Raw genomic sequence first — 12,693 nt, 5'->3', positions numbered from 1 at the left:
GCAGTGACCGATGAAATCGGTTGGAGCAGCTCCTATTTTTCGTTAGTAAACAATCTATACAATTCAGAATTATATTTAGGTGACACTCCATTGAACTAACGGGCGGTTTAATGCAACTGAAGGAATTTCGGGAAATATGGGGAATTCTATTTTTACCCCCTATGGGAGATATTAGTAAAGTGAGGGAGATACGATGAGTCAAACCGTAAATAAATTTGAAAAAGAAATAACAAAAAGAGTACGGATGAAATACCTCTTACATTTACCAGATCATCATGAAAAAGAATCCTCAATTAAGTGGCCTTTAATCTTATTTCTTCACGGGGCAGGTGAACGTGGAGATGATCTGGAGTTGGTAAAAGCACATGGAATTCCTATGATAGCAGAACGCGATCCTTCTTTTCCATTCATTACGATTTCTCCTCAATGCCTGGAGGATTCTTTTTGGAATGCTGAACAAGACGGATTGATGGCATTAGTAGATGAGATCATTGCAAACTATAACGTAGATCCAGATCGGATATACTTGACGGGGCTAAGCATGGGTGGTTATGGGACGTGGCACTTAGCAGCAGAATATCCAGGAAGGTTCGCAGCAATCGCTCCAATATGTGGTGGAGGTAACCCCAACCGGGTACATGAACTAATAGGAACACCCACCTGGGCATTCCATGGCGCTAAGGATGATATAGTGCCCATTGCGGAATCAAAAAAAATGGTAGACGCACTTCGCGAAAACGGTGGAAATGTCTCTTTCACCATTTATCCTGAGTCGAATCATGACTCCTGGACAGAAACATACAATAATCCGGAACTATATAGCTGGTTTCTAGGTCATTCTTTAATGATAAGGAAATGAAGTTGTTTTACACTAACGGGACACGTTAATTTAAAATAGCATGGAGCAGTTCGCCTGTTGGCAGCTGCTCCTTTTTTTAGCTAACGGGCAGGGTGATTGAAGATCAAGCACGTTGAACCTTACCATAAGTAGGGCAAAATTTTTGACCTGAAACGCACAAGGGAACAGGCAAGGAATTCAGAGTGGAGAGAAAGATTTAGAGGGAGTTAATTTCCTCATGAAAAAGTCATTTGATCTGATGCTTTTTGTTGCATCATAAGTGATATCAGAATGCGGCTTTTACCGACCTCTCATTTACGTACGTTAAGCGAGCGATTAGGATAAGCAAGCGAATGAGTTTAAAGGACAGGAGCTCCGGTCCTGTCCTTACTTAATGGAGAAGCCGGACCAAGATTTACAGTTCGACTCTCCAGTTGCCCATCATCTTGGCGACTCCCGGATCGCGGTACGATAAGAATAGGCTCTCTCGAGTATCGAGAGTGGAAATGTGTTCCATATCGACCGCGCCCAACTCAAAATCAAAAATGTTGAAATTTTCGACGATCCGCTCTTTTCGTACTGACTTTGGAATGACAACCACTTCTCGTTGAACAAGCCATCGCAATACGATTTGGGCGACGGATTTGTTGTGTTTTTCCGCGATCGAGGTCAGCACTTCGTTGCCGAACATATTGTTTCGTCCTTCAGCGAACGGCGCCCACGACTGATGTTGCACGCCCTGCTCCTTTACGAAAGCAGCGCTCTCTGTCTGCTGGTAGAATGGGTGCGTTTCAATCTGGTTGACGGCGGGCACAATTTCGTTATGCACAATGAGGTCCATCAGACGATCGGGCATGAAGTTGCTAACCCCGATGGCCTTGATTTTGCCGTCACGATACAGTTCTTCCATCGCGCGCCATGTGCCGTAGTAATCGCCGAACGGCTGGTGAATCAGGTACAAATCGAGATAGTCAATCTGCAGCTTCTTCAGGGATTTTGCAAATGCAAGCTTGGCACTCTCGTAGCCGGCATCCTGAACCCAAATCTTGGTCGTAATGAACAGCTCCTCACGCGGTACGCCACTGCGCTTGATCGCGCGTCCGACCGCTTCCTCGTTAAGGTAACCGGCGGCGGTGTCGATCAAGCGGTAACCGACCGACAGCGCTTCGTACACCGCGTTTTCGCACTCATCAGCATCGGGAATCTGGTAGACACCGAAGCCTAGGATCGGCATTTTCACACCGTTGTTCAAAGTTACAGTTTGCATTGCGATTCCTCCAATTGTTCAAATGTATAACAGCAACCGGCGCGTATCCCCAACATCGGGGACTGGAGCGGGAATTCCGATTACGACACAGTTGCGTTACAATAAGCATAGTACCTTCGTGTTACACGAAGGCAAGAGGCTCTTATTCTTTTTATCCAAGGGGGATTCCACATGTATACGGTCAAAGAAGCCGCTCAGATCACGGGGCTCACTGAGCACGCCGTGCGCTTTTATACGGATAAAGGTCTGGTGCCAAGCGTACAGCGCAATGAGAATAATATTCGATTATTCGACGAAGAATCGATCAACTGGCTGCATGGCATCAAATGCCTCAAGCAATCCGGGATGCCGATCGATGTCATAAAAATGTATATCGATTTATGTCTCGAGGGGGATTCTACCATTCCACAACGCTATAGACTCATGATGGAGCATAAAGAAGCAGCGCTCGCTAAGCTCGAAGAAGCCAAACAGCACGTTGCCCATTTGGAAGAGAAGACAGCACTGTATCAGGCCATTCTGGAGAACCGCTCTCCAGACACGATGAATCCCGCCCACTGGGGCAGAATTCAGCATATGCATGGGGACGTGTTTTACTCGCGCTCTGCTCGTAAGGCGTGAGATCGTTATGACGCCTATTTTATTGGTAGGTATTGACAAATTCACTTCCTACGGATTAATTGTGAATGCACGATACACACAATTTTTCGGGGAGGGGGATGTATGAATTGCTTGCATTAGCAATTTGAAACGTATATAAGAGTTACCCCAATTTTCAACTTATAAATGTATCGTTTCAATTGGAGAAAGGCTACATTATGGGTTTTATTGGTGCGAACGGCGCAGGGAAGACAGACGCAATGAAGAAACTTGGTGGTTATTCCATGGAAACAAGACAAGATCAACACATCAAGAAAACAGGCAGTCTGGGATTGTCGGTCAACCATGCGCTTGGCCGAAGCGGTATTTATGGATTGAAAAGGTAGGAAAGGGTAGAGCTGGTATATCCGAATGCCAATACAAATGTACTATATCCCTGAGCAGTCCTGCCGACTCTGCTGGCAGACCCTGAGCCGGGAAGCCATCTGCTTCTATCGGCGGTATGCGGGGAGACGGCAGGCAGCAGAGCTGCCCATTCTCCGGAAGAAGCTTTGCGTGAACTTGGCATCGCGATAACACAAGGCGGAATTTCTATCTCTCGCAAGGGAGAGGCGGAAATAGGTATTCCGTTCATTTTGGGCAACTTTTTCATGGAATAGGACGTCTAAATGAATAGGACTGGAACAAATTAGGGCTGATTTGAGGGGGAGAGCATTTGAAAAAGTTATTGATTAGCATATCGACGGTCATGATCTTTTTTCTTGCGAACGTCATTCCAACACAAGCATCAGGCAATGAAATAATCGAGCATGGTATTCTAAAGAACAATCGAGTGCTGATCCCTATACGGGCAGTATCTCAGAACTTGGGTATCGATGTGAAATGGAACCAATTTCAAAAAACAGCTCAATTGACCAAAGGCGAGACCGTAATCACACTTGCGGTTCAATTCAAAAGGGCCTTAGTAAACCACGACCGCGTTGATTTTGATGCTCCGGTTGAGCTCATCCAAAACACAACTTATGTACCTTTAAGGTTCGTTAGCCAAACCATGGGAGCAGATGTGAAGTGGGATCAGAAAACCAAAGAAGCCACCGTTATCCTCGATGGCAAGCAAGTCGTCGTTAAGTTGATGAAGCCGAAGTATCAAGTACCTACCAACCAACGACTAAGTGATTCTCGTATTGCGCGGTTATCGGAGAAATTGAACGAGGCATCTGATCTATCGAAAGTGAAACAGGTTCGCACTTACTTCAAACCTTTTTTTACGGATCGTCTAATTCAGCAAATCATAGAGCAGGAAGGGCTTCACTTTAAAGAAATGAATTTTGATATGAATACGGCAACGGTAAACTATGCAAGCAATACTAGCGCGATCCTTATTCAATCCTATATTCCAGGAAATATATTAACGGGCGAGCTGCATTATGTTTTTGATCGGGAAGCGCACATTATTTATGCTAATGGAGCTTGGAAGGTGGACAAGGTAAGCGATCATTTGAGACAGATCCCTAATATGAGCCTGGAACCCGATCATCAGTAGTGATATCTAACCCAATCATGCCCAGCTCAATGGATAGAGAATCTGACTTAGTCATTATCCATGTAAACGAAAGAAGCTGCAATATGAGAGGTTGAAGAACTACTGGAATGAACAAACTATGTAATACTGGATACAACAAGGTGCGTTCATTTCAAGCGGTGCAAGAGTTTACCGTCGTTGCACGGCAGCTGCTGGATTCTCTGGTGACTCAAGCCGAACCCCGCAATCGAGAGGTCGAGATCGCTCGGGCCCGGACACGAGCCGCTAAGCGATTCGGGGAATCCTAAGCGGGTATAGACGGAATCGCATTAGAGGTGCCTAAGTTTTTTGGGAACTCGATCGTTTTGACTCCTGAACGTATAAACGCTGTCGAAATATTGAAACTCCGCCTAAAGCTTCATTGTTTCCACGGACAAAAGAAGACGTTCAACATAAAAATGCCAGACGGGGGTTAATTGTTACCATTCGGGATCTCTCAAGTATTGTATGGGTGGAGAATGTTATCAAGTTCTAGTCATCCGACTAGCCCTGTCGGGGGACAAGATCATACTCCCATAGAAAGTCGCTAATTTAGCGGCTTTTTTGTTTTATCGGTATAAGTTCTTGTCCCGAGTCACCTTTATGGTTGTGTCAGGTGAACCGATTCCAGATGGTAAGGAAGTTGATGAAATTAGATTATTCCCCATAGACGAACTACCATCACCTGTCAAATTTCACTGAATAAAGGATAAAAGATGCAGTCCAGTTCCAAGGTAAGGTCTTTACGAGACAAAATATCCGTACGTAATTATGTAAAAGACGATACAAACGGACATTAAAAAGAAAATGGCACCCTTTGGGTGCCGCTTGAGCGTGTTATGGTTTTAATAACTGTTATATTTTATCCGGGTGATTATGTCTTTAACACCGTCGAAGACGTTGAGTTTAAGGCTCAATTACTCAACACCGCCAGATCAAGCTGGCGTACGCGTTTTGGATCGGAGATTAGGTCGACCTCGGCAATCTTCCCGTGACTTATCGTAAATTTGAGTACATAAAGCAATTTTCCTTGAGGGGCCGCAATGATTCCTACGGTTCCATTCACCAAGGCTAGTTGGGCTGCTTTCTGTGCACGTCCCGATACTTGTTTGGCTAAAGCGATCGCTCCTCGCGTTACTCTTGAAGATTCAGTTTGACGATCGTCACGAAGTATAACGTCCGGATCAAGCGCAGCTATTAGCGTATCGAAATCGCCTGCATGCGCAGCAGCAAGAAAAGCTTGAACAACTTTGCGTTGATGAGCAATGTCGACTTCCGATGCTTTCACCCCTCGAACCCGGTGACGAGCCCTGCTCGCAAGCTGCCTTGTCGCGGCTTCCGATTTTCCTACAATAGGAGCAATTTCATTAAAAGGCATGGCGAAAACATCGTGCAGCACGAACGTAATGCGTTCCGCAGGTTTCAAATTATCGAGCACGACTAATAGTGCAACACCGATAGAATCAGCTAATATGGCCTCTTGTTCAGGGTCGCTTATATTCTCTTGGCTGTTGAAAGAATCGGGCAAATGAGCTTCGATCGATTCTTCGCGCCTAGATTTACGCAATCGTAACATATCGAGACATACACGCGAAACAACGGTGGTCAACCATCCCCCTAAGTTCTCAATGCCTCTTGCATCCACACGACTAAGACGCAACCAAGACTCCTGTACCGCGTCTTCCGCCTCGCTTAATGATCCAAGCATTCGATAAGCAACAACCTGAAGGTTCTTCCGATGCGTTTCGAATGTATTTGCCAACCAATCCTGTTCGCTCATCCTCAAACTCCCTCGTACAAAAATAATAAACCACTATAAGTACTGACGAATGAAAGCTGAACAATGTGACAAGACGTCGCATTCAACTGATTTTTACGTTTCTCAAGAAATATTGTCACACATCCCCAGGTCAGATCCGTCAGCATATTGGAGAGCCAAAACCGGTTCTACTCTTAATTAAAGGAGTGTTTCATTTGAAATCAAGAATAGATAGTCCTGCCACGATCGTACCCGATGCGACTCAAGCCTTACAAGCCCTTGGCAAAGCCCTATTTGAATCCGCAGAGCAAACAGGTATTCCCAAGCGCACGCTTTTTCTCGCATATCTTCGGCAAACCCAATTAATGGGGATAGTGTATGCGTCGAACTTCATTCGCGTAATGCATTGGCGACAGGTGAATCTGCAGAGCGACTTTTGGCCGTGTCGGCATGGCGTGAGACGCAATACTTCAATGACTCCGAGCGTTCTACACTTGCGCTCAGTGAAGCTGTTACCCGACTCAATGACCGAGTGGACCCAGTGTCGGATGAGATCTTTAACGAGGCAGCCCGACACTTCGATGTGCAGGCATTGGCCACGCTGATCGCCGGGATTGCTACGGCCAATCTCTGGAATAGACTAAACGTCTCTACAAGGCAGATCGTAACAGTTTCCGAGGGCAAATATTGAAGGAGGGTATTGTCATCATGGCAACAGTTTTGTATATTACGGCAAATCCACACGATCATGAAAAATCATACAGCATGTTAGTAGGTAATGAGTTTGTACAGGCTTATCGATCTGCCAATTTGAATGATGAGGTAATTCATCTTGATCTATATAAAATGGATATACCACAACTTGATACTGATGTTTTTAACGGATGGGACAAACTGAAGGCGGGCACTACATTTGAAAAATTGACGGAAGCAGAGAAAACGAAGCTGAGCCGAATCAATGAATTGGCTGATCAATTTGTTGCTGCAGATAAATATGTATTTGTTACTCCAGTTTGGAATTATTCGTATCCACCCGTTATGAAGTCATACATTGACTCCATTTGTATAGCGGGCAAGACCTTCGAATATTTACCAGATACTGGCCGAATCGGCTTGTTGAGTGATAAAAAAGCCGTCCATATCCAAGCTAGCGGTAGCTTCTTGTCACCAGGCTCAGATGATGCAGATCTAGAAATGGGTCATCGCCACCTGAAAGTCATTATGGATTTCGTGGGGATTCCTAGTTTTGAGGGGATTTTTGTTGAGGGAATGGCTGCAAAAACCGATCAGGAACCCGAGATTAAAGTAAAGGCGATACAACAAGCGCGCGAAATCGCTTTAAATTTCTAAGTTTGCCTCAATTATATCATTAAGCAGACAGCAGGAATTGATACATTCTCATCGATAGAAAGCATAGCTTACCTTTGAGGAAATCGAACTCTTATCCTCAAGAAAAGTTCATACTAGAGGAACAAGTTACGAACAAATAATACTCGGATATAGTTCAGTTTACTTTAAAAGCTAATTTTGACGGATACAAAGTGATTAGTTTTCTTGCTGATAAACCTTGGTATGCTTCTCTTGTTCGAAGAAGAGGACGGAAGTCGCATGGCGATGGGCACGTTAGCTACCAATTGCCGCTATTTTTGTCGTGAGGCTCATGAGAATGAAGCGGGAAACGACATACTAGGCGAGACAGTGGAACGATCAAACCTTGGTTGATTGACTCATTCTAAGGTGGAAGTTTGAAGTCGATGAGGCGCCTTAAATAAACGGGATACGATAGCAGAGGAGCTTGCTGCGATGTGGCTCCTCTTTTCTTATAGATGTAACGGGCAGTTTATCGTGAAAGGATCTCGATATGGATTTTGATAACATCAGATTCTAATAATGGAGATATGGAAGAGGAAGATTCACGATTCGCAGGAATTCATAATAAAGAATGCATGTAAGAAGTAGGGACAAGGAGTTGCGAGTTAGGTCTTACTGTATAATCATAGTTCTATATTACTACTTTCTGTCTGTCCTATTGGACCTAGATCTGTTATTATAAAACAAATAACGGAAAAGGCGAGGACATCAGCATGGCTAAAAAATTGAATATCTTTTTATCTTTTCTAATATCTATTATCATCGCGTTCAGCTGCGGTGTGTATTTCTCGGAAGACTTGGGTTATAGTCGGAGTGAACCAACTATAGTTAAAGCTGGGCAAACAGTGGATGCCGAAAACGAACCTTCCAACGGAAATGGCGAAAAAGGCGCAACGATTTCCACGGCTCAGAATCAAGGAGGTAACGAAACGGCCAACGACGAACCCGAAGCTACCCGAGTGACAGCGGAAAATCGTTTCAGTGACCCAAGAGAGTTCAGATACAGTGTCAATTCAGCGGACGGTATCACGCTGACGTGGCTCGTCGATAATTTGACCGGCAAAACGATCAACTACTATACCGTGAAGGTCAGCACATTTAATCCCGTAGGAGACCCTTCGTATGATGAGCACTCCGGAAAGAACTCATTCAATCTTCAATATGTCGGTCCGGTCATACCGGGGTTAGAACTCGGTGTGTTTGAGCTCTTCACGTATCAAGGTGCTTTGGATTCAATACGTATCGACGAAGTTGACCTGGAATACGCGGACGGCACCAAAGAAACCGTCGTCTACAATCGCACGACTAAGGACGATAGCGGGCTCAATAATAGATAGGAAAGTTTATTGCCACTTGCATAGTATTTTTGTTAGAGGAAAGATCATACATATCCATTTAAGTCCGCGTTTTACGCGGCTTTTTTTATGGTTTGAATTTTGTTGTATCTACAGAATCCTATGAAAGTCAAGAAGGGGGAATGTTATCAAGTTCTTGTCATCCGTCTACATAGTTAAATCATATAGAAAGAGACCGATAGGGTTACAAACATCGGCATGGTAGGTAAATTACCTTTGATGAGGAACGATAGTTGAATAAAATACCACGGCATCCTCGAGACGAATTTCGCCATTCAAAATACCAATGGTCAAAAATCAGATGAATAAATTCCTTCTACCAGTAAAAACTAATCATATTCACGGGGGGGGGGGATAAAGATGCTTATCGGTAGTCATGTATCCATGGGAGGAAAGGAGATGCTTCTTAAAGCCAGTAAAGAAGCAGCTTCCTATGGTGCAAATACATTCTTAGTCTACACCGGTGCTCCACAAAATACGAAAAGAAAACCAATCTCTGATTACAATATTTCAGAGGGTCATTTACATATGAAAATGCATGGAATCAGCAATATCATTGTTCATGCCCCCTTTTTGGTCAATCTGGCCAATTCAGTAAATAACCAGGTATTCAGCCACAGCATAGCCTTTATGCACGATGAAATAGAACGAACAAGAGCATTAGGTTCCAAACAGATTGTTATGCATCCCGGATCGCATGTTGGTGTGGGGTTAGAGAAAGGACTTAATAAGATAATTGAAGGTCTTAATGAAGTTCTAACACGAGATGATAAGGTTCAAGTCTCGTTAGAGACGATGGCTGGAAAAGGAACGGAATGTGGCTATCGCTTTGAGGAGCTGGCACGTATTATAGACGGAGTAACATATAATGAGAGTCTCTCAATTTGTCTTGACACTTGCCACATTCATGACGCTGGGTACGATATTATCAATGACTTTGATGGCGTTCTTGATCAGTTTGATCGCATAATTGGGTTAGAACGATTAAAAGTACTCCACATTAATGATTCCAAGAATGAGCGCGGATCTCGTAAGGATAGGCATGAGAATATCGGTCATGGATTTATAGGTTTGCGTTCTTTGGACTATATTGTCCATCATCCTCAGCTATCTGAATTGCCCAAACTTCTTGAAACCCCATCTATCGGACCAATTAAATACAAGAACCCTCCCTATAAACATGAAATCGCCTTGCTAAGAAGAGAAATAACAGAACCAATCAAGAAGTAGATTCCAAACATTACACATTCATATCATTTCCAATTCATCGTTCATTTACATAATTACAACAAATTTCATGTATGCGAAATATTGATTTCTATTTTGAGGTGGATATTATGGAGGTCACATGTCTTAGGGGGTGGGAATAGTTACTGAAGGCCTAATGTCATCCGTCACATATTCGGACGACATGAATTCTCCAAGGAAACTTAATTCTGCACAAATAGTTGCGATATGAAAACTTAGTATAGCTATACTTTTGTTAAGAGCAGGGAGATGTAAACAATGTTGTCGGGGGACAAGAACATAGTCCCATATAAAGTCGCTAAAAATACGATAGGTATCAAAAGAACAACGGTGAAAGGAAGGGGAACGATGATTATGACACAAAAGAAATGCTGTTAATTGTACAATCACAACTTGGGTCTCGCCAACAAAACGCGGAAAACGTACGCTAAGCGAAAATATCCTCAAACAAGCCGGAAATTCCGTACGCTAAGGAATCCGGCTTATGTGCAATGGATACGGGAAATCAACTTCTAGTGTAATACCGGCGATATATTTCTCTGCGCTGCTCACCTCGCAGCTGGGCATATATTAGAGTGGTGAACGCTCTTTCGTAGCCAAGCATCTGCCATTCCTGAGCTCCGGCCATCTTGACCGCGATACGACGATCATTTCTTGGGCGGATCTACTGCCGACCCTATGTCTGCGCGGAAGGAGCTGCAGCGGTCCAGAAAACTTTTATTGGGGGACCGCCAACATTTTAACGAAAATATACGTTAAGTTTTTAAACATGACCGGTTGTCGTTATTTATTCCTTAAAAGTGAAAAAGTGTAAACTTAGATTTAGAGTCTAGCCGTATACGTTTCGGATGATTAATTCTAATTTTGAACGGATGCGCCCCGTTTACACCCAGGCTTAGTTCGGTGAAAATATGAAGCGATTCTAAGAGTTAGAAGGCACATTGAGCGTGCATCATTTTCTTCCAAATGTATTTCTATGCAGAAGTATTTTCTAGTAAATCATCGTTGCTCCCTGTTTTGCAAGCATTTAACCGTCCCAATGAAGCCTGCCAGGCCAATTATAAATACCAGAAAATAACTGATTCCTGCCAAGGGAAATGATGCGACGCCGTTTTCCTCCAAATGCAAAGCAGGTACAGACCAGGGCAGATACGTGCCAATGGTAGTAGACCCGAATACCAATGCCAACATCAAAGTTGTAAAAGCAAAGCCGATCGGCACAAGATAACCGCGCGATATACAGGCCAATAGGGCAAGAGGGGCACTTAATAATAGGTGGAGAGAGCCAATGATAAGTATTAGGAATAAATAATGTTGTACAATCGCAAACGAAAAGCCAGGAAGTCCAATAGCAAAACCAAGTACTAAGGCATAAGCAAAGCTAATCAACATCATAACAAAACACCAGAAAATAATTGCGACATATTTGGCAATCGCTATTTTACCGCGCGATATGGGCAAAACGAGCAAATCTTTGAGCGTCCGCTCAGAATACTCACGGCCAAATGTCCAGCTTGTCACCAATCCAAACCCCAGCAGCCCAAACACGGATGCATACAAAAACGCAGTCCGTTCAAAAAAAGAAGGCCAATCGGGCTGCCCCAAGAACAACGTAATGACAAACAATATAAACAGAAGCGTGCCCCATAAAACAAAGGATCGACGCAATTTGTAAATTTCAACGCTACAGGCTGTCAACAATGGTCTCATTTTCGTTTTCCCTCCTGGGCTCCGATTACTTTGAGAAAATAATGTTCCAAATTCTCTTCTTCAACGTTAAGCATGGTGAGCGGCACTTCGTGATTAGCAAGCAATTTCGCAATATGTTCGGGATGCTTCACGGCATGATCATCCGGTAGTGCAAGGCAGTTATTCGAAGTCGAATGTACCGCATACCCGGAGTCTGAAAGAATAGCTTGAGCCTTCCGAGTATCCTTCGCCCCGATCATCAACTGCTTTCGGCGAATGGTTTCAAAGTCTTTTGTTGTCAGTTCTTCAAGCAATACGCCTTTGTGAATAATGCCGATTCGAGAAGCCATTTTGGACATTTCCTCAAGGATATGGCTCGAGATAAACACGGTAACCCCTTGTTGAGAAGCTAGAGCTTTCAGCATTACCCTTATCTCGACAATTCCGGCTGGATCAAGCGCATTGGTTGGCTCATCAAGAATCAGAACGTCCGGCTTATGAATTAACGCTTTGGCCAATCCAAGTTTCTGCGCGTTACCAAGTGACAAATCTCTTGCCTTACTATCCGCATATTGGGTCAGATTCAATTGCTCCATAATTTCGTTAACTGCCCTCGGAACCGGTAATCCTCGCAACCTGGCCATCAAACTCAAGTTTTCCCTAACCGTAAAGTTAGGGTAGGCATAAGGAACTTCCACCATATAACCTACTCGTCTCGACAAATTGGGATTCCCATTCTCCCAGCGCTGACCAAACAAATACACTTCTCCGGAAGAAGGCTTACTCATTCCAAGAAGAGCTCGAATGGTTGTCGTTTTTCCTGCGCCATTCAACCCCAGGAATCCATAGATTTCACCTTTTTTAACGGAAATCGAAACGCGATCTACAATGACTTTATTTCCGTATTGCTTTGTCAGGTTAACGGTTCGAATAATTTCTTCCATAAAAAACAGTCCTTCCCGTATCATCAATTTAACTCAGTTCATTAATAGTGCCAGCGGTCAC

At 43.8% G+C, this 12,693-nt stretch carries 12 protein-coding genes and 2 pseudogenes; 10 read left to right on the top strand and 4 right to left on the bottom strand.

Features of this window, described 5'->3' with window-relative positions; translation table 11 throughout:
* Positions 1–193: 193 nt before the first annotated feature.
* The gene (locus tag M1D70_RS15675; protein WP_456287234.1) at positions 194–859 is read left to right on the top strand and encodes a carboxylesterase family protein; all 666 of its coding nucleotides are present in this window, start codon (positions 194–196) and stop codon (positions 857–859) included.
* Between the two features lie 394 nt (positions 860–1,253).
* On the opposite strand, the gene M1D70_RS15670 is transcribed toward M1D70_RS15675, so the two are convergent.
* Entirely contained in the window at positions 1,254–2,105 is an 852-nt protein-coding gene (locus tag M1D70_RS15670) for an aldo/keto reductase (RefSeq protein ID WP_456287233.1), read from the bottom strand.
* Between the two features lie 171 nt (positions 2,106–2,276).
* Here M1D70_RS15670 and M1D70_RS15665 point away from each other — a divergent pair, with 171 nt between their 5' ends.
* The 5 genes and pseudogenes from M1D70_RS15665 to M1D70_RS15645 all read left to right on the top strand — a co-directional run.
* On the top strand, positions 2,277–2,726 hold the full coding sequence (locus M1D70_RS15665; protein WP_456287232.1) for a MerR family transcriptional regulator: 450 nt from the start codon (positions 2,277–2,279) through the stop codon (positions 2,724–2,726).
* Between the two features lie 161 nt (positions 2,727–2,887).
* A pseudogene (locus M1D70_RS15660) lies at positions 2,888–2,977 on the top strand (ATP-binding cassette domain-containing protein); the annotation flags it as partial.
* A 139-nt stretch (positions 2,978–3,116) separates the two neighbouring features.
* Positions 3,117–3,281 (top strand): hypothetical protein, encoded by a 165-nt coding sequence (locus tag M1D70_RS15655; protein ID WP_456287231.1) that lies wholly within the window; start codon positions 3,117–3,119, stop codon positions 3,279–3,281.
* A 139-nt stretch (positions 3,282–3,420) separates the two neighbouring features.
* A complete protein-coding gene (locus M1D70_RS15650; RefSeq protein ID WP_456287230.1) occupies positions 3,421–4,248 on the top strand; it encodes a copper amine oxidase N-terminal domain-containing protein in 828 nt (275 codons plus the stop codon).
* A 152-nt stretch (positions 4,249–4,400) separates the two neighbouring features.
* Positions 4,401–4,535, top strand: a pseudogene (locus tag M1D70_RS15645) (DUF2277 domain-containing protein); the annotation flags it as partial.
* Positions 4,536–5,179: 644 nt separating this feature from the next.
* Here the strand turns inward: M1D70_RS15645 and M1D70_RS15640 are convergent.
* Positions 5,180–6,046 carry a sigma-70 family RNA polymerase sigma factor gene (locus tag M1D70_RS15640; protein WP_009593864.1) on the bottom strand — a complete coding sequence of 289 codons (867 nt, stop codon included), beginning with the start codon at positions 6,044–6,046 and terminating at the stop codon, positions 5,180–5,182.
* Between the two features lie 385 nt (positions 6,047–6,431).
* Here M1D70_RS15640 and M1D70_RS15635 point away from each other — a divergent pair, with 385 nt between their 5' ends.
* The 4 genes from M1D70_RS15635 to M1D70_RS15620 all read left to right on the top strand — a co-directional run bounded on the left by M1D70_RS15635 (position 6,432) and on the right by M1D70_RS15620 (position 9,981).
* Positions 6,432–6,716, top strand: a complete 285-nt coding sequence (locus tag M1D70_RS15635; RefSeq protein WP_456287229.1) for a carboxymuconolactone decarboxylase family protein — start codon at positions 6,432–6,434, stop codon at positions 6,714–6,716.
* A gap of 17 nt (positions 6,717–6,733) precedes the next feature.
* On the top strand, positions 6,734–7,375 hold the full coding sequence (locus M1D70_RS15630) for an NAD(P)H-dependent oxidoreductase (RefSeq protein WP_456287227.1): 642 nt from the start codon (positions 6,734–6,736) through the stop codon (positions 7,373–7,375).
* Between the two features lie 734 nt (positions 7,376–8,109).
* Entirely contained in the window at positions 8,110–8,733 is a 624-nt protein-coding gene (locus tag M1D70_RS15625; RefSeq protein WP_036673017.1) for a hypothetical protein, read from the top strand.
* Positions 8,734–9,111: 378 nt separating this feature from the next.
* Positions 9,112–9,981 carry a deoxyribonuclease IV gene (locus M1D70_RS15620; protein WP_009593862.1) on the top strand — a complete coding sequence of 290 codons (870 nt, stop codon included), beginning with the start codon at positions 9,112–9,114 and terminating at the stop codon, positions 9,979–9,981.
* A gap of 1,017 nt (positions 9,982–10,998) precedes the next feature.
* On the opposite strand, the gene M1D70_RS15615 is transcribed toward M1D70_RS15620, so the two are convergent.
* On the bottom strand, positions 10,999–11,709 hold the full coding sequence (locus M1D70_RS15615) for an ABC transporter permease (RefSeq protein ID WP_009593890.1): 711 nt from the start codon (positions 11,707–11,709) through the stop codon (positions 10,999–11,001).
* Entirely contained in the window at positions 11,706–12,632 is a 927-nt protein-coding gene (locus M1D70_RS15610) for an ABC transporter ATP-binding protein (protein ID WP_456287226.1), read from the bottom strand. Before M1D70_RS15610 ends, M1D70_RS15615 begins: the two co-directional genes overlap by 4 nt.
* Positions 12,633–12,693: the final 61 nt, after the last annotated feature.

Source organism: Paenibacillus sp. AK002 (assembly GCF_053903045.1).
This window is presented reverse-complemented; position numbering and strand designations above follow the sequence as displayed.